Below are 16390 nucleotides of genomic sequence, written 5' to 3' on the forward strand. Positions count from 1 at the left end.
TATGCAGAACGGACCCAAGGCCGCCTTGCGCGCCCTCTTATCCGTGAGCCTGCGGGAAGGCGCTTCCAGTGCCTGCATATTTTTGCTGGTGGCCGGCTGCGCCGTGTTTGCTGGCTCTTACGACCGGCTTGCCTTGTTCGGTGCGCTCTTGCTCGATGCAGCGATCGTGCTGGCCGGTGCGCTGGCGCTGCGATGGCTGCTGCCGTCAAAGGCTGGCTGGACCTGGTGCTGGGCAGCTCAGCCACTATTGCAACTAATCGCTGCCGTGGCAGCGATGCAGGCTTACGGCAAGGGGACAAGCTACTTCCTGCTACTGGCGCTGTCGCCCTTGCAAATGCTGGGGAGTGCGCTGGCTTTCGGAACCATCGTGCTGACGGTCCCGCTCATGTATGCCCATCGCCAGGCACGTGCTCTGGAAATTTCGGAGTTGCAGCGCGCAGCCTTGCAGGCGGAGTTGAGGTCCCTCCAGGCGCAGGTCGAGCCGCATTTCCTTTACAACACGCTGGCCAATACGCGCTACCTGGCGCGCCATGCACCGGAACGTGCGGTGGACATGCTGGACCACCTGATCGCCTATTTGCGCACGGCCTTGCCCGACATGCGCACATCGTCGTCGACGCTGGCCCGGGAGTGCGAATTGGCGGGCCATTACCTGGCGCTGATGGAGATCCGTTTCGGCACGCGCCTGGCCACCAGCATCGAGTGCCCGCAAGGGTTGGGCGAGCTGCCGGTGCCGCCGATGATGCTGATGTCATTGGTGGAGAACGCGGTGCAGCACGGAGTGGAGCCGAAACCTGGCGCCGTTTGCGTGAGCGTGGCAGCTGGACTGCGGGGCGATGGCCGGTTGGGCATCATCGTGCGCGACGATGGAGCTGGTTTGCAGCGCGAACAAGGCGCGCAGCTGCTGGGCAGCGGAGTTGGACTGCGCAACGTCCGCGAAAGGTTGCAGGCGTTATACGGCGGCCAGGCCGCGTTCGAACTTCGCCAGGCAGACGATGGCGCCACCGAGGCGGAACTGCTGTTGCCGGTCGGGGGCGCTGCATGAAACCGCGCATCCTGATCGCTGACGATGAACCGCTGCTGCGCGCCGAGTTGCGCGAACTGCTGGCTGCGCTGTGGCCCGAAGCGCAGCTGCTGCCCGATGCGGCGGATGGTTTCGAGGCGTTGCGGCTGGCACGCGAATTGGCGCCCGACGTGGCTTTCCTTGATATCCGCATGCCGGGGCTGGACGGCCTGCAGCTTGCGGCCACCTTCGGCTCACGCACGCACGTGGTATTCGTCACCGCGTACAACGAACACGCACTGGCCGCCTTCGAGCAGGGGGCGCATGACTATTTGCTGAAGCCGCTCGATGCGGCGCGGCTGGCTCGCACTGTCGAACGGCTGCGCGAACGCGTGTGGCTGCCGCCGCCAGACTTGCGCCGCATCGCCGGCGTTCGCGCGGCAAGCGCCGCTCCAGTGCAGCCGCCGTCATGGATCCAGGCTTCGGTGGGGCAGGCGGTGCACTTCATCGCGCTGTCCGACATCCTGTACTTCGTGGCGGAGGACAAGTACACGCGCGTGGTGGCGCAGGGCTTGGAGGCGCACATCCGCACTCCGCTCAAGGAACTGGCCGAAACGCTGGAAGGGGAGGGATTCTGGCAGGTCCACCGCAGCTACGTGGTGGCCGTGAAGCGCATTGCCGCCGCCGTGCGCGACGGCGACAACGCCATGTGGCTTTCTTTACGCGGGCATGGAGCGCGGCTGCCGGTCAGCCAGCGCTTCCAGCACCGCTTCAGGACGATGTGACAGGCAGGTTGGCCAGGAAGGCGTGGATCTGCGACACCACGGCCGCGCCTTCGCCGACGCCGGCTGCCACGCGCTTGGTGGAGCCGGAGCGCACGTCGCCGATGGCAAACACGCCGGGCACGCTGGTTTCCAGCGGCGCGCGCTGCGGCGCGTCGGCCAGCGTCATCTTGGCGCGGCACTGGTCCTTGATGGCGTCGAAGCCGGTGCGGATGAAGCCCTGCGCATCGACTTCCACGCCGCAGTCGGCCAGCCATGCCGTGTTCGGGTCGGCGCCGATGAACAGGAACAGGCGGCATACGTCGCAGCTATCGACTTCGCCGGTGTCCTTGCAGCGGAAGGTCACGCGCGACAGCCCGTCGTCATTGCCTTCCAGCGCCACGATCTCGGTATGCGTGTGCAGTTCGATATTCGGCGTGGCCTTGATGCGATCGATCAGGTAGGTCGACATGGTGGCCTTCAGGCCGTCGCCGCGGATCACCATATGCACCTTGGAGGCGAAGCTGGACAGGAATACTGCCGCCTGGCCGGCCGAGTTGCCGCCGCCCACCAGCACCACTTCCTCCGACTTGCATAGCTTGCCTTCGATCGGCGAGGCCCAGAAATAGATGCCGCGGCCTTCGAATTCGCCGATATTGTCGAGGGCAGGGCGCTTGTAGCGCGCGCCGCTGGCCAGCACCACGGTCTTGGCGCGCACCACCTGCCCGCCGGCGATCTCGACGCGCAGCGGCCAACTGTCGCACAGCAGGCGAGTGGCTGGCGCGGGAATGGCAACTTCGACGCCGAACTTCTGCGCTTGCACGAAGGCGCGGCCGGCCAGGGCGCCGCCGGATATGCCGGTCGGGAAGCCCAGGTAGTTTTCAATGCGCGCGCTGGCGGCGGCCTGGCCGCCAAAGGCGCGCTGCTCCAGTGCCAGCACGGACAAGCCTTCCGAACCGGCGTAGACGGAAGTCGCCAGGCCGGCAGGGCCGGCGCCGACCACCACCACGTCCCACAGTTTTTCGGTATCGATGTCCGGCAGCAGGCCGATGCAATAGCCTACTTCCGCATTGCTCGGGTTCTTCTTCACCACACCGTCCGGGCACACCACCAGCGGCCAGTCGTCCGGGCCCGGCGCGTAGTACTCGCACAGCGCGCGCGCCTGCTCGTCGTCTTTCGGATCGAGGATGCGGTAAGGGTAGCCGTTACTGCTCAGGAAGCTGCGCAGGTGGAACAGGGCCGCATTGCCGGTCGGGGAAACCAGCACCAGGCCGCCGCCTTCCTTTTCCAGCAGGCCGACGCGGCGCAGGATCAGGGCGCGCACGATGCGCTCGCCCAGTTCCGCTTCCGCGATCACCAGCGCGCGCAGGTTTTCCGGCGATACTTCCAGCACTTCGACATCGTCCTTGGCGGTCGCATTGACCAGGGAAGGGCGGCCGGACAGCTGCGATACCTCGGCGGTGAATTCGCCGGGACCATGCTCGGTCAGGAATTCGGAATTGCCAAGGCCGTCGTATTTGCAGATCGTGATCGTGCCTTTCAGCCCGATGATCAGGCCGAAGCAGGTGTGGCCCGCTTCGAGGATGCGCACGCCGCGCGCATACTGGCGCACCGTGCCGAATCGGTGCAGGCGCTTGATTTCCTGCTCGGTCAGCACCGGGTTGACCTGGTGCCGGCGGCTCTCCAGCGTGGAGGGCATGGATATGACTTCGGTGTCGCTCATGGGGTAGGGCTCCTGTGTTATCCGGGTAGTTTAATTCAATTACCCCGGCCTGCTATGATTTGTCATGACCTTTACCATCCGGCCGCTGCATCCAGAAGAATTGGCCGCCTTCTTCCGCTACCTCAACGACCACCTGCTCGATAACGGCCGCGATGGCGCTCCCCTGTTCCAGCCCATGTCGCGCACCAGCGCCGGCTTCCCGCCGGAAAAGGTGAATGGCTTCAGTACCGGCCTGCAGGCCAGTTTTGGCCAGCAAGGCTGGCGCCGGGTCTGGGTCGCGCTGCGCGATGGAGAAATCATGGGCCATATCGACCTGCGTTCGCGCCCCGAGCCGGCGGCACGCCACCGCTGCTTGCTGGGCATGGGCGTGCACCGCGCTGCGCGGCGCAGCGGCCTTGGTACGGCGCTGGTGGAAGCGGCTGCCAACTGGGCGCATGGCCAGGGGCTGGAATGGGTCGACCTGGAGGTCTTGGCGGGCAACCAGCCGGCCAGGGCCCTGTATCGCCGCTGCGGCTTCGTGCAGACGGGCGAGATTCCCGATCTGTTCCGGATCGACGGCGAGAGCCTGGGCTATGTCTTCATGTCCCTGCAGCTCGCCGCTGGAGCGGATAGAATGGGCGTTTGACAGAACAATTCATAGCAGGAACCATGGCATACAAAACAATCGCCGATACCATCGGTAACACGCCGCTGGTGCAGCTGGTGCGCATCCCCGGCGCGGAAGCGGCCGCACGCGGCAATATCATCCTCGGCAAGCTGGAAGGCGACAACCCGGCCGGCTCGGTGAAGGACCGCGCTGCCATGTCGATGCTGCGCCGGGCCGAAGAGCGCGGGCAGATCAAGCCGGGCGACACCCTGATCGAAGCAACCAGCGGCAACACCGGCATCGCGCTGGCCATGGCCGCCGCCATCAGCGGCTACAAAATGATCTTGCTGATGCCGGAAAACCTGAGCGAAGAGCGCCGCATGAGCATGGCCGCCTACGGCGCCAACATCATCCTGACGCCGAAAACCGGCGGCATGGAATACGCGCGCGACCTGGCCGAGCAGATGCAAAAGGATGGCAAGGGCATCATCCTCGACCAGTTTGCCAACGGCGACAACCCGCGCGCCCACTACGAAGGCACCGGTCCGGAGATCTGGCGCGATACCGAAGGCCGCGTGACGCACTTCGTGTCCGCCATGGGGACCACCGGCACCATCATGGGCGTGTCGCAATACCTGAAGGAACAGAACGGGAACATCCGCATCATCGGCGCCCAGCCTGAAGAAGGCTCGTCGATCCCGGGCATCCGCAAATGGCCGGAAGCCTACCTGCCGAAGATTTACGACAAGGCGCGCGTGGACCAGGTGGAATACGTGTCGCAGGCCGCGGCGGAGCGCATGGCGCGCCGGCTGGCTGCTGAAGAGGGCATCTTCTGCGGGATTTCGGCAGCGGGTGCCTGTGAGATTGCGCTGCGCATTTCGCAGCAAGTGGAAAACGCGACGATCGTGTTCATCGTCTGCGATCGTGGCGACCGTTATCTGTCGACCGGAGTGTTCCCAGCCTGAGCATAGGGCCGCTCACCCTCCCCGGGCGGGGAGGGTCAACCAGGGCTGGAATCAGCCCTCGTTTTTCGAGCCGCCGGCGCCTTCTTTCGGCTTGAACTGCTTGTCGCTGATGCGGAACTTATTGCGGCGGTCGCCCATCAGGTAGCGCAGGTCACGGATGCTCAGGTCGGAAACCTCGTGCATGCGGATCAGCAGCGATGCGCCAACCGGCAGGCGGTGGTGGCGGATCTTGGAGATCACAGGCGGCGCCACTTCCAGAGCGCGCGACAGGGCCGCATCGTTCTTCAGGCGCAGGTTTTCGATCAGGGTGTCGAGCAGACGGTTCGGATTGTACTGCAGCAGATCATCGCCTTCCGACTCGTTGTTCATATCATTACCGACTTGGTTGGTCATGTCTTCTGTTCCTTCTCTAAAGTTGTCCTGCTAACGACCCACGTCCTGCGACGGATTCCTGTTTAACAAGTTTCATAATATATACACAATTGTACAACAGTGCGGTCAGCAGTACTGGCGTGCAACAAAAAATAGTATATTGCTCTCGAAACGCGTTGTCCTATCGCAACATTCTGAGAGAATTCTACCTGAATTTTTGTGTTAGGGTAATTCTCTACTCTTGTATTTCACACAAGTTACACGCAGTTACAAAGTTTCTTTCATTGAAAGCTTTACGGCGCGCCCAAGTTCGACTACTGACATGGCATAGAAATAACTTCGGTTGTACTTGGTGATAGAAAAGAAATTATTGCTGCCAACCCAGTACTCGGTCGGTTCAGGGCCGTTTTGCAGGTCGACCAGGCCGTACAGGCCCGGCGGCAGGTCGGCGTCCGGGTGCACGCCGGCAGCCAGCAGGTCGGCGCCGCTATATTGGGCTTCCAGTCCGGTGCCCAGGTATTTTTCCCAGCCGCGTTCGGGCGATACGGTTGCCGGATAGGCCAGCCGCGCCGGGTCGTCGCGCTTCCAGCCATGAGCAATTAGGAAATTGGCCACGCTGCCGATCGCGTCGGCTGGCGAATTGCGCAGGTCGACCTTGCCGTCGCCATCGAAGTCCACACCCAGCTTGTAGATATTGCTCGGCATGAATTGCGGCATGCCAACCGCGCCGGCGTAGGAACCGGTCAGCGATAGCGGGTCGATTCCGGTCTGGCGCGCCGAAACAATGGCTGCTTCCAGTTCGCCGCGGAAGAATTCCATGCGCGCTTCGCGGTTCGGCGTCAGCGGGTAGGAGAAGGCCAGGGTGGCCAGTACGTCGAGCACGCGGAACTTGCCCATGTCGCGGCCGTAGATGGTTTCCACGCCGATGATGCCGACGATGATTTCGGCCGGCACGCCATACAGCGCCTCGGCCCGCGCCAGTGTGTCGCGGTTGGCGCTCCAGAACTCGACGCCCGCATTGATGCGCTTGGGTTCGATGAAGCGGCTGCTGTAGGCTTGCCAGTTTTTCGGCTTGCCCGGCGGCGCCGGTTTCACCAGCTGCACCGCGGCGTCGATATAGCGCAGTTCGAGAAACAGCTTTTCGGATTCGGCGATCGGCACGCCATGCTTCAGTTCCAGGTCGCCCATGAACTGCTGCACGTCCTTCCATTGGCCGAAGTTGACGAATTCGCCGCTGTAGTCAATGGCTGGCTTCTTTGGCGCTTTCTTGACCTTGGCCGGCTTGTGGATGGCGGCGTCGGCCACTGGCGCCAGTGCCAGGCCAAGGCAAGCCAGGGCGAGCGTAATGGTGGGGAATTTCTTTAGAAAAGTCATCGGCATTGCTTCAGCAAACTATTCAGTCGTGCGACCGGGTTATCGTTTTGCGCCACCGGTGCGCCATATTTGAGCGCGCCGTATAGCTCCAGGAATCCTGTCATGGCCGCTATTTTCTCGCGGGGCAGGTTCAGCTGCCGCACGCGTTGGGCCAGGCCCAGCGGGCCTTCGTCCGGCGCCTTGTGCACGCCATGCCGCGCCAGCTGGCGGCAGAAGGCGAGGTAAGCAGCATCGACGGGGTCGCGCGCGCTTTCGCTGCGGCGGTATTTGATCATCAGCCACAGCCCGGCGCACAGGGCCAATGCCGCGAGCAGGCGCCAGTCGCCAAAGGCGGTGGCTAGTTCTCTGAGGAAATCTTGCTGCCTGTTTGGATTGTAGTCGAGGATCCATTGATTCCAAGCATTATTCATCGCGCTGATGCCAAAACGCATCTGCGCCAGCCAGGAATCCTGGTCGCGCGCCAGGTCGGCCAGGCCTTGCAAGCCGAAAGGTGCTGCTTGCGGCAAGGTTTGCGCCAGGCTGGTGCGGATGCGTTCCGGCGCCACCGCGGCAGTCGGGTCGATGCGCATCCAGCCGCGCTGGGGGCCCAGCCAGACTTCGCTCCAGGCGTGCGCATCGGACTGGCGCACCGTATAGTAGCCATCGACCGGATTGAGTTCGCCGCCCTGGTAGCCGGTCACCACCCGGGCCGGCAGGCCGGCCGCCCGCATCACGTAGACGAAGGCGCTGGAATAGTGTTCGCAAAAGCCCTTGCGGGTATCGAACAGGAATTCGTCGATTTCATCGCGGCCCAGGCGGCCCGGCTCCAGCGTGTATTCGAAGCCTTTGCGGAACATGTCCAGCACGGCAGCAATGGCGGCTTCGTCGCCGCGTTCGGCGCGCAGGGCCTGGATCTGCGCCGCATAGCGCAGCGTGCGCGGGTTGTAGCCTTTGGGGAGCTGCAGCCAGCGCCTCAGCGCCTGCGGCTCCAGGTCGGGTTGTGCGAGGTAATCCGGATGTGCCACGGAACTGTAGCGCAGGCGCTTGTCGCTGCTGGCCCGCACCAGCTGTTCCAGCTCGCCGGTATAGAACGTATCGCCATCGCTGGTCCTGGCGCCCGGTTCGCTCAGTTCCAGCATGAACAGGAACTGATGGCGGCCCGGCTCCAGCGTCACCTCGTAGGGATAGGACGGCCCTTTCCAGGCCAGTTGCCTGGAAAGGCGCAACTGGGCGCTTGGAAGCAGCGCCTGGGCGATGCGGTTCCAGGTGCGGCCGTCGTAGTTGCTCATCACCGGGCCGCGCCAGTACAGCAGCGCTTTCGGCGGTGCGGCGCCCTTGAAGCTGGCGCGGAACGCCACCTCTTCTGACAGCGCCAGGCTGCTCATCGAGCCGGGCGACATGGTGTCCGACATGCCGCTCTTGCCCGCAGCGTCGCCCGGCAAGCCCCACAACGGCCCCTGGATGCGCGGGAATCCGACAAACAGCAGCATGCCCAGCGGCGCGGCGATGAGAAAAATGCGTCCGGCCAGCTTCAGGCGTGCGGCCAGCGGTGGCACGGCGCCGGTGAACTGGAAGGTAATCTGCGCCGACAGCAGCACGATGATCGTGGCAATCATCGCCAGCGCCGTGAGAATCGATTGCGAGTAGAAGAAGTTGGTCAGCAGCAGGAAGAAGCAAAGGAAGATCACCACGAACAGGTCGCGCCGCGCATGCATTTCCAGGAGCTTGAAGGTCAGCAGCAGGGCCAGCATGGTGACGCCGGGTTCACGCCCCAGCAAGGAGCGGAAGGTCAGGTAGACGCCAGCCATGGCCAGCAGCGAGACCGGCAGCAGCAGCCACATGGGCGGCAGGCGGCTGCCGCGCAGCGTGATGGCGCCGCGCCAAGCCAGGGTCACGCAGACCGCAGCCGAGGTCCACAGCGGCAGGTGACCGAAGTGCGGCAGCAGAACCATCACGGCAGCCAGCAGCAGCAACAGGGTGTCGGCTTTGTCGCGTGTGAGGCGATTGGCCATGCCGGTCAGGCGCGCAATCATGCCCCCTCCTTGCCATATAAGGCGAGCACGCGCAGGCAGTCGGCGCAATGCGCCTCGCCCAGGCCCTGCGCGATCTGGCGGTGGCCAACGGTAAGGGCGTAGGGCAGGGCGCGCCGCTCCGCTTCCAGCACCCAGGCGGTCAGGCGTGACAAGCGTAGCTCAATATCGAGCTGCGGCGGCAGCGCGTTGAGGTCCAGCAGCAAGTCGGATACGGCGCCTCCTTCGAAATGCTTGCTGACCAGGTTGCCCCCATCGGCCGGGTGCAGGCGCGCAATCTGGCGCCAGGCCAGGTGGCGCATCGGGTCGCCCGGCTGGTAGTTGCGGATGCCGGAGAAATTATCCAGGCCCACGGTGCCGTGGCCGTCCTCGCGTGCAGCGCCGGTGGTCGGCAGCGGCGGCGGCGCCACTTCCGGCTGCGGATAGACCAGTACTTTCAGGTCCGGTTGCCAGTACGACCAGGCGCCAAACAGGCCAAGCGGGAAGCGGGTGAACAGGCGCACGCGCGGCGCCGCCAGCCAGCCGCGTTCCGTGGTGGGGCGCGACAGCACGATAGCCGCGCTGCCTTTCGACGCGACATCGATCGACTGGCGCGGTTCGCCGTCTTCCTGGAAACCAAGCCAGATCGCGTAGCGGTCGCGCGGCGTGGCGTTACGCACCAGCAGTTCGAACTGGGCCTCGTCGCCGGCAAACACCGGCTGGGCACGGCCCGGCGACAAGTGCAGGAAGGCCAGGTTCTTGGCCGTCATGTACATGTCGACGATGGCGCAGGATCCGGTGAAGAAGGTCAGCACGAAGCCCAGGCCAAGGGTGTAGTTGATGGAGCCGATCAGCATGATCAGCAGCAGGCCGATAAAAGCCAGGCCGGGCCTGGTCGGCAGGATGAACACGCGGCGCATCACCAACTGCACCTCGCCCGGTTCCCTTTCCTTCAACTGGAAGATCCAGCCCCTGAGCCATCTCTGCGTTGCAGCAAACATGGACTTAAACAGGTACGGATTTCTGCAGCTGCAGCACCAGGTCGCGGCTGGCCATCGCGGTGCCGTGCGAGGACTTGAGCGGGCGCAGGCGGTGCGCGCAGACCGGCACCAGCACGGCTTGCACGTCTTCCGGCATGACGTGGTCGCGGCCTTCCAGCGCGGCCCAGGCACGCGCCGCCTGCAGCAGGGCCAGCGCGGCGCGCGGGCTCAGGCCTTCGGCAAAGAAGCCGTTCTGGCGCGAAGCCTGCGCCAGCGCCTGGACGTAGTCGATCAGGGCCGGCGAGGCATGGATCTGGCGCAGCGACTGCTGTGCTGCAAAGAGTTCGGCCGGCGTCATGGCCGGCGCCAGGTGCTTGAGCATCTGGCGGCGGTCTTCGCCCATCAGCAGCGCGCGTTCGGCGGCAGCGTCGGGGTAGCCGAGCGAAATGCACATCAGGAAGCGGTCCAGCTGCGATTCCGGCAGGGGGAAAGTGCCGACCTGGTGGGTCGGGTTCTGCGTCGCGATCACGAAGAACGGTTCGGGCAGGGGGCGGGTCACGCCATCGGCCGAAACCTGGCGCTCTTCCATCGCCTCCAGCAGGCCGGACTGGGTCTTCGGCGTGGCGCGGTTGATTTCGTCGGCCAGCAGCACTTGCGTGAAGATCGGGCCTGGATGGAAGCTGAAAGCATTCAGCTCGCGTTCATAGATCGAAATGCCGGCCACGTCGGCCGGCAGCAGGTCGCTGGTGAACTGGATGCGGTTGAACTGCAGGCCCAGCGACAGCGCCAGGGCGTGCGACAACGTGGTCTTGCCGACGCCCGGCAAGTCTTCCAATAAAAGGTGGCCGCCGGCCAGCAGGCAGGTCAGGGACTGGCGCACTTGCAATTCCTTGCCGACGATGACCTGGCCAACCTGGCGTGCTACGGCGTGTAATTTGGTATACATGGTTTTGGTACTCATCCCGCCGCGTGGTAGATTAGTCGCATTCTATGCGAGAACGCGATTCATGAGCACAGCAATTTACAGCCATCCCGACTGCCGGCGCCACGAAATGGGCGATTGGCATCCAGAATGCCCGGCGCGCCTGCAAGCCATTGCCGACCAGTTGATCAACGCCCACATCGACGACCTGCTGGAACACCGCGAAGCCCCGCTGGCCGAGGAAGCTTCCATCGCACGCAACCACACTGCCAACGCCATCGCCATCGTGCGCGACCACCTGCCGGCTGCCGGCGACTACTACCCGATCGATGGCGACACCTCGCTCAACGCGCATAGCTGGAACTCGGCGCGGCGCGCGGCCGGCGCCGCGATTGCGGCCACCGACGCCGTGATTGACGGCGAAATCGACAATGCCTTCTGCGCCGTGCGCCCGCCGGGCCACCACGCGCGGCCGACCGAGCCGATGGGCTTCTGCCTGTTCAACAATGTGGCAATCGCCGTCAAGCATGCGCTGGACGTGCGCGGGCTGGCGCGCGTGGCGGTGGTCGATTTCGATGTCCACCACGGCAACGGCACCGAAGAAGCGCTGCTCGACGAGCCGCGCGCGCTGATGGTGAGCTTCTTCCAGCATCCCTTCTATCCGTATTGCGAAGTGCTGCCGGAAACGCCGAACCGCGTCAACGTGCCGGTGCCGGCCGGCTCCAAGGGCGACATGGTGCGCGCACTGGTGCAGGAGAAATGGCTGCCCGCGCTGCACGCCTTCAAGCCGCAGATGATCTTCATCTCCGCCGGCTTCGATGCCCACCGCGAGGACGACCTGGGCGGCATGGGCCTGGTGGAAGCCGATTACGCATGGATGACGCAGCAAGTGATGGAGGTCGCGCGCCAGCACGCGCAAGGCCGCATCGTGAGCTGCCTGGAAGGCGGCTACAACCTGTCGGCCCTGGGCCGCAGCGTGGTGGCCCACGTAAAGGCCCTGGCCGAGATCTGACATGCTGTCGCTGCTGCTCGCGCTGGCCGGTGCCAGCGCTTTCCCCTATGAGTCGCTGGCCACCCCGGCCAGTTGCACCGTGCCCGAGTGGCCGCGCGAAGCCGTGCGCTACGAAATCGAAGGCACCACCACGCTGCAGTTCCAGGTCGGGCCCGACGGCGCCGTGCGCAATGCGCATGTGAAGCAGGGCAGCGGCTGGAGCATCCTGGACCAGGCGGCGCTGGCGGGCCTGGCGCGCTGCCGCTTCAAGCCCGGCCTGCTGGCGGCGCGCGAAGGCACGGTGTTCCCGCTGCAGTATGCGTGGACGCTGGAAGGCCCGGCGCCATTGCGGCCGGTTCTGATCCCGGGCAGTTGCAAGGCGGAGCCCCACATCGCCGGCTACGCCAACTTCGACCAGCAGGCGGAACTTCGCGCCGGCGTCAAGGTACGCTTCCTGGTCGGTTCCGACGGTGTGCCGCGCAATATCATTCCCGAACCGGGGCGCTATGCCCCACAGGTGGTGCGTGACGCAGTTGCCTACGTCGCCGGCTGCCGCTTCGGCATTGCACCTGGCGCCAGCGGCGAGCGCACCGATACCTCGTTTGGCAGGGTGCTGCTGAAGTAATGGTGCTATCAGCCGACCGAAGCGTTGGAGCTGCCAATCAGCTTGCATCCGCACTCAGTTTCGCAACCTTCTACCGCTACGGGAATTCCGCCGACTGTCAGTGACTCGTGGGCGGTGATGATCTTGTTGATCCCGTGTGGCTTGCCGCCCGGGTAGTGGTCCGGACAATCGACTTCGTCGCCTAGCCGTGCAATGGCCTTGCCGGCGATGTCGTGATCAGGCGAACCACTAATGACTTTGCCGTCATGGCTGGTTTTGTCGCCCACAGTGATGATTACTAAAGACATACTTCCCTTTCGAGGAAAACAGAACGCTTTTCCCGGACCGCATTGCTCGGGACGTGACGTGATCGCTGCATAGCTTGTTCAGCGGCATTGGGAGAGATATTTTGTCAGATGAGCGTAGGCCGCCGGAGGGTAGCTATGCATTCGGTGCGACAAGATGATTTCAATGTGGGTCAATTTAGCTGACCTGCGCATCGGCAGCATCCATTAGGTGCCACGTCAAATCCGTTGCTGGCAGGTCTAGTAGCCAGTCTTTGTCCGCTTGCGGGAAAGGCTGGCCTGCTGTGAGCCATGCCTGTCGCCAAGACTGATTGACGATGCAACTCAAAGCGTGATCTGGGTGCACCCACGGTTGCCAAGTGCCGGTGGCAGGACAAAGATCCTTGGCTGCGGCTGATTGGGCAAGAGGAAGCGGGGCGGTACGCGTAAGTCCGCTTGCCGCGCGTGGTGCGACCGAAGAGTGGTCGTGGCGGATGGTGTCCCAACGTTCCCATACCACGTCGCTGATCAAACGCCCGCCACCATTTGGCTGATAGAAGCGTTCGAAGGGCTCGTCCTGCAAGTACAGGCCTGGCGGGATAGCTGCCAGCGCTGCCTGGATCGTGGCATCCTGACCTGGCGCGGTAGGTTGCCAGTAGGCCGGAGCGGGCGCCAGCACTGCTGGGGCCTTGACTTCAGACTTGCGCAGCGTGAATTCGGCAGCCACGAAGTGTCGGCCTTTGAGTTGGGCCGCTGCGCTTGGTGGTGGTGCAACTGGTGGTGGATTCACACCCATCGCAGCTTTCAGCAAGGATTCTTTCTTGCCGTCCCAAGGAGGAAGTTTAGCTGGAGGCAGTGGCAAAATTTTGTCGAGGTTGGGGAACCGACGGTTGGGGTTAAAGCTCAAAGCATCACCAAGAATTCCATAGCGTTGCGCGCGACTCTTGTCAATTTGTGGTGGCAGCATCTTGGCTGGATCAAATGGCTCGCCGAATTCGATCTGCAATTTGTTAGCACAGTCTGCACAACCCAATTTGACCCCCTCGTGTAAAACCTTCAACGCACGTTCGTTGTTCTCTCGAGTTGGATTGCGGGCGATTTCGCGGTATTCGGACGCCAAGTAGTATGCCGCTGGACCGAAACCTTGTCCAAAGGCGCATTCGAGCATTTTTCTTCCAATAGGGATATTTGCCCAAAATCCATCCGCCGGACTGTCCCAAGTTGCCGTCAATTTCTCGCCAAGGAAAGTCATCGATTGTGGGTTACCCATTTCAGCTGCGCGCTGGAAAAATGAATACGCTTTGGTGGCGTCACTGTCGACTCCTGTGCCATTCATGTAATAAACACCCATGCGATCAAAGGCAGCAGGTACTCCGAGCTGCATCGCGTCTTCGACTAGCTTGATTGCATCTTGCGCGCCGTATTGGGGATCACGTTTTTCTAGGTAAAGGCTGGCCAGATTAAGCATCGCTTTCCAGTGATGTCGCTCGGCGGCCTGCCTCGTCAGCGCAACGATTTGTTTGTAATCACGGTCGTCTACGTAGATGGACGGGTCTTCGAGTTCAATGGCTTTTTTCAACCACGCATCGGCTTGCGCATCAATTGGGGGCAACTTATCAGCCTCGACCGTGCAAGTGAAATCTGGGCGGTGAGGGTTAAAAAGTGGAAGTTCTTGACTTCGCGGGCGGCTGTCATGTGTCATTTTGCAAGCGAATAACGTGAAACATAAGAATGCGAGCGCAGCAAGCGCCCTTAATCGTTGAAAGTTCTGTAGTAGTAGCATGACTAACTAAAACGAATTGTTGAACTGCGATTGTCACTGAAAGGAAGCAGGAAGCCGGTCATGCCTTGCCTCTTTGACTTCTGTATTTTGTTTGTCTTCATCAAATCGGCCCATTTCTTAAATGCTGAAGTAATCTCTTCCGCCGTGCCGTTCCCTCCTGATACTACGTCACCGCTATGCATCTTAAATATGCGCTGCCTCAATTCCGTCGCATGTCGCGGATCGTCGCTCGCGATATTGATCTCGCTGTCGACCGCCATGCTGCGCTGGTTTAAGTTGGCGCTGCCCAACGTGAAGAAACTGTCGTCAACTAACAGCAGCTTTGAATGGATGTAGATTTCGCGATAGCGCCAATGACCTTTGTCGACGCCGCTTGTTTGTAACATGGCAGTGCTCACCCTTAGGCCGAATTGATCTTCCAACATTTTCAGACTAGGCTTGCTGATGGTATTCGCGTACTGCACCACTTCAGGCGGCGGGGCCGGGCCTAAGTCGCGGGCGCCGGCTCGGGTGACTACGATGTGGCGTTTTGGGTTTTCATTGGCGTCTTTGATCAGCTTGCCTTGACCGGTCATGCCATCTTGTTGACCGAGTACGGCAAGGGTGTCGTAGGTGCGGGGAACCATCTGCGCGCGCTCGGGGGCCGGGATGACGATGAATACATGCATGTGGGGCATTTCTTCCATGCTTTTGCCGGCTTTTGCGCGGGCACGGTTCCAGGCGGCGACCACGCTTTTGCGCTTTTCGAGCAGGCGGCGCGACCAGTCTTCATATTGGAAGTACTGGTTCTCCATATACAAATAGCCACCGCCGAGGGCGGCGATATCGGTGGCCTGGAAATAGACCTCTTTGATCGTCATGTCATCATTTTCTTCGGGTTGGGTGCGTACGATCTGGACGGTAGAATCGTCGGGCCTTGCCGGGCGCGCCAAGCGGGCGGGCGGGGCACTGCAGCCATCTTGCCAGCTCGTGCAGGCGCGTTCCGCTGCGCGCGTTCGGTCGTCGACGGCGCGATCCCAAGCAGTGACAAAATTCTTGTACAGGCAGTGCAAGGCAGCGCCTTCAACTCGGCATGCGTAGTCCTGGTAGGGCTTTAGCGTGGCAAAGCCTTGGTCAGGATTAACTATTGCAGTGCCGTCGGCAGCGCTAAGTTGCACGGCCTCCTCGGCTTCTTTCTCGCCCCCACATTCGCGGCGAGAGTCTTCCAGCAAGTGTGCCGTGGTACACCAGTAGTCGGTGACGGAGTTGAGGCCCATAACGTATCCGACGGCTTTCGCCCCCTCATTGTGGGCGTAATCGATCAGGATCGGTTTCTGGTGGTGGGTGCCGCCGTGCACCAGGAGCGCACGTTCGACTTCGCCATCGCGCAGCCTGCCGGGTTTCAGCCTTTCCATGCCAAGGGCGGAGTTGATGGCACTCGCATCTCCTGTACGGACCCGAACTTTAATCAGGCCCAGCAAGCCATGCATCGCCGCCTTGTACCAGCTGCAGCAATATTCGGTGCGAGCATCGGAGTGAATGTTCTCCTGCTTGAGTCTGCTGAAGAAGCCGGGGTCCTTCTGCGCAGCCTGGCGCCGCGCCAGGCTATTTGCAGCGCTAAAGTGTTCCCTGTCGACCCGGTCATCGGTCCAGGGATCATTATCGTGTGAATAGCCCGGCATGTTTTTTTGCAGCCAACTTCCAATGGTGTCGTGCCAAATTAGCAGACGAACTGTGACGCCACGTTTGGCCGCCGCGATTAGCAGGTCGCCGTAGGTAGGTCCTCGTGGCCAGGTTTTCCCCGTGCGCACCAGTTCCATGCCGGGGTCGAAGCCCCAGCACACCAGGTCGATGCTCTGTTGGGCGGCTGCGATTTCTGCTGCGATGTCGGCGAACCCTTCCTGGCCGCAGATGAACAACTTAAGTTGATTGTTGTGCGTGATCGGATGGCTTGCCGCGCCTTTTTTGTTGCGATTTTCGGCAAACCATTGCACTGAACCATTGGCGGTGCGGTTTGTTTCGCAAATGTGCGAGGTTTCAGTTCGTTTGATCGGATCGGTCATGAATTGCTTGAA

15 protein-coding genes are annotated in these 16390 nt (G+C 62.4%); 6 read left to right on the forward strand and 9 right to left on the reverse strand.

The window, feature by feature from the left end; translation table 11 throughout:
- The first annotated feature begins 1 nt into the window (after position 1).
- Positions 2 to 1045 (forward strand): sensor histidine kinase, encoded by a 1044-nt coding sequence (locus ACN9MU_RS10535; protein ID WP_426344544.1) that lies wholly within the window; start codon positions 2 to 4, stop codon positions 1043 to 1045.
- Positions 1042 to 1788 carry a LytR/AlgR family response regulator transcription factor gene (locus ACN9MU_RS10540; protein ID WP_426344545.1) on the forward strand — a complete coding sequence of 249 codons (747 nt, stop codon included), beginning with the start codon at positions 1042 to 1044 and terminating at the stop codon, positions 1786 to 1788. The genes ACN9MU_RS10535 and ACN9MU_RS10540 overlap by 4 nt, the downstream gene beginning before the upstream one ends.
- Here the strand turns inward: ACN9MU_RS10540 and ACN9MU_RS10545 are convergent.
- Positions 1775 to 3487 (reverse strand): FAD-dependent oxidoreductase, encoded by a 1713-nt coding sequence (locus tag ACN9MU_RS10545; RefSeq protein WP_426170437.1) that lies wholly within the window; start codon positions 3485 to 3487, stop codon positions 1775 to 1777. The two genes, ACN9MU_RS10540 and ACN9MU_RS10545, sit on opposite strands and share 14 nt — an antisense overlap.
- Before the next feature lie 64 nt (positions 3488 to 3551).
- On the opposite strand from ACN9MU_RS10545, the gene ACN9MU_RS10550 reads away from it, so the two are divergent.
- Both ACN9MU_RS10550 and cysM read left to right on the forward strand, forming a co-directional pair.
- Positions 3552 to 4112: a GNAT family N-acetyltransferase gene (locus ACN9MU_RS10550; protein ID WP_426170438.1), complete on the forward strand. Its 561-nt coding sequence runs from the start codon at positions 3552 to 3554 to the stop codon at positions 4110 to 4112.
- 23 nt (positions 4113 to 4135) lie between these two features.
- Entirely contained in the window at positions 4136 to 5038 is a 903-nt protein-coding gene (cysM, locus tag ACN9MU_RS10555) for a cysteine synthase CysM (RefSeq protein WP_426170440.1), read from the forward strand.
- Between the two features lie 51 nt (positions 5039 to 5089).
- Here cysM and ACN9MU_RS10560 read toward each other — a convergent pair whose 3' ends face one another.
- The 5 genes from ACN9MU_RS10560 to ACN9MU_RS10580 form a co-directional block, all read right to left on the reverse strand.
- A complete protein-coding gene (locus ACN9MU_RS10560; RefSeq protein WP_426170441.1) occupies positions 5090 to 5431 on the reverse strand; it encodes a hypothetical protein in 342 nt (113 codons plus the stop codon).
- A 246-nt stretch (positions 5432 to 5677) separates the two neighbouring features.
- Positions 5678 to 6790, reverse strand: coding sequence for a lytic murein transglycosylase B (mltB, locus tag ACN9MU_RS10565; RefSeq protein ID WP_426344546.1), 1113 nt, complete (start codon positions 6788 to 6790; stop codon positions 5678 to 5680).
- Positions 6781 to 8796, reverse strand: coding sequence for a transglutaminase TgpA family protein (locus ACN9MU_RS10570; protein WP_426344547.1), 2016 nt, complete (start codon positions 8794 to 8796; stop codon positions 6781 to 6783). The genes mltB and ACN9MU_RS10570 overlap by 10 nt, the downstream gene beginning before the upstream one ends.
- Positions 8793 to 9728 (reverse strand): DUF58 domain-containing protein, encoded by a 936-nt coding sequence (locus ACN9MU_RS10575; RefSeq protein ID WP_426344548.1) that lies wholly within the window; start codon positions 9726 to 9728, stop codon positions 8793 to 8795. Before ACN9MU_RS10575 ends, ACN9MU_RS10570 begins: the two co-directional genes overlap by 4 nt.
- A 49-nt stretch (positions 9729 to 9777) precedes the next feature.
- The gene (locus tag ACN9MU_RS10580; RefSeq protein WP_426322228.1) at positions 9778 to 10698 is read right to left on the reverse strand and encodes an AAA family ATPase; all 921 of its coding nucleotides are present in this window, start codon (positions 10696 to 10698) and stop codon (positions 9778 to 9780) included.
- 61 nt (positions 10699 to 10759) lie between these two features.
- Between ACN9MU_RS10580 and ACN9MU_RS10585 the strand changes: the two genes are divergently transcribed.
- Positions 10760 to 11686 (forward strand): histone deacetylase family protein, encoded by a 927-nt coding sequence (locus ACN9MU_RS10585; RefSeq protein ID WP_426344549.1) that lies wholly within the window; start codon positions 10760 to 10762, stop codon positions 11684 to 11686.
- Position 11687: 1 nt separating this feature from the next.
- Positions 11688 to 12290 (forward strand): energy transducer TonB, encoded by a 603-nt coding sequence (locus ACN9MU_RS10590; RefSeq protein WP_426170447.1) that lies wholly within the window; start codon positions 11688 to 11690, stop codon positions 12288 to 12290.
- Positions 12291 to 12298: 8 nt separating this feature from the next.
- Here ACN9MU_RS10590 and ACN9MU_RS10595 read toward each other — a convergent pair whose 3' ends face one another.
- The 3 genes from ACN9MU_RS10595 to ACN9MU_RS10605 form a co-directional block, all read right to left on the reverse strand.
- Positions 12299 to 12577 carry a PAAR domain-containing protein gene (locus ACN9MU_RS10595; RefSeq protein WP_426344550.1) on the reverse strand — a complete coding sequence of 93 codons (279 nt, stop codon included), beginning with the start codon at positions 12575 to 12577 and terminating at the stop codon, positions 12299 to 12301.
- Between the two features lie 175 nt (positions 12578 to 12752).
- A complete protein-coding gene (locus tag ACN9MU_RS10600; protein ID WP_426322233.1) occupies positions 12753 to 14255 on the reverse strand; it encodes a tetratricopeptide repeat protein in 1503 nt (500 codons plus the stop codon).
- A gap of 83 nt (positions 14256 to 14338) precedes the next feature.
- A complete protein-coding gene (locus ACN9MU_RS10605) occupies positions 14339 to 16378 on the reverse strand; it encodes a phospholipase D-like domain-containing protein (protein WP_426344551.1) in 2040 nt (679 codons plus the stop codon).
- Between the last annotated feature and the right edge of the window lie 12 nt (positions 16379 to 16390).

Origin of the sequence: Pseudoduganella sp. R-32 (assembly GCF_049913245.1) — a bacterium.
Lineage (GTDB): Bacteria > Pseudomonadota > Gammaproteobacteria > Burkholderiales > Burkholderiaceae_D > Rugamonas.

Bases quoted from the DNA above. Each gene is read 5' to 3' on its own strand.
- ACN9MU_RS10540 (WP_426344545.1), top strand. From the start codon at position 1,042: ATGAAACCGCGCATCCTGATCGCTGACGATGAACCGCTGCTGCGCGCC.
- ACN9MU_RS10550 (WP_426170438.1), top strand. From the start codon at position 3,552: ATGACCTTTACCATCCGGCCGCTGCATCCAGAAGAATTGGCCGCCTTC.
- mltB (WP_426344546.1), bottom strand. From the start codon at position 6,790: ATGCCGATGACTTTTCTAAAGAAATTCCCCACCATTACGCTCGCCCTG.
- ACN9MU_RS10545 (WP_426170437.1), bottom strand. From the start codon at position 3,487: ATGAGCGACACCGAAGTCATATCCATGCCCTCCACGCTGGAGAGCCGC.
- cysM (WP_426170440.1), top strand. From the start codon at position 4,136: ATGGCATACAAAACAATCGCCGATACCATCGGTAACACGCCGCTGGTG.
- ACN9MU_RS10595 (WP_426344550.1), bottom strand. From the start codon at position 12,577: ATGTCTTTAGTAATCATCACTGTGGGCGACAAAACCAGCCATGACGGC.
- ACN9MU_RS10535 (WP_426344544.1), top strand. From the start codon at position 2: ATGCAGAACGGACCCAAGGCCGCCTTGCGCGCCCTCTTATCCGTGAGC.
- ACN9MU_RS10605 (WP_426344551.1), bottom strand. From the start codon at position 16,378: ATGACCGATCCGATCAAACGAACTGAAACCTCGCACATTTGCGAAACA.
- ACN9MU_RS10590 (WP_426170447.1), top strand. From the start codon at position 11,688: ATGCTGTCGCTGCTGCTCGCGCTGGCCGGTGCCAGCGCTTTCCCCTAT.
- ACN9MU_RS10585 (WP_426344549.1), top strand. From the start codon at position 10,760: ATGAGCACAGCAATTTACAGCCATCCCGACTGCCGGCGCCACGAAATG.
- ACN9MU_RS10560 (WP_426170441.1), bottom strand. From the start codon at position 5,431: ATGACCAACCAAGTCGGTAATGATATGAACAACGAGTCGGAAGGCGAT.
- ACN9MU_RS10570 (WP_426344547.1), bottom strand. From the start codon at position 8,796: ATGATTGCGCGCCTGACCGGCATGGCCAATCGCCTCACACGCGACAAA.
- ACN9MU_RS10580 (WP_426322228.1), bottom strand. From the start codon at position 10,698: ATGTATACCAAATTACACGCCGTAGCACGCCAGGTTGGCCAGGTCATC.
- ACN9MU_RS10600 (WP_426322233.1), bottom strand. From the start codon at position 14,255: ATGACACATGACAGCCGCCCGCGAAGTCAAGAACTTCCACTTTTTAAC.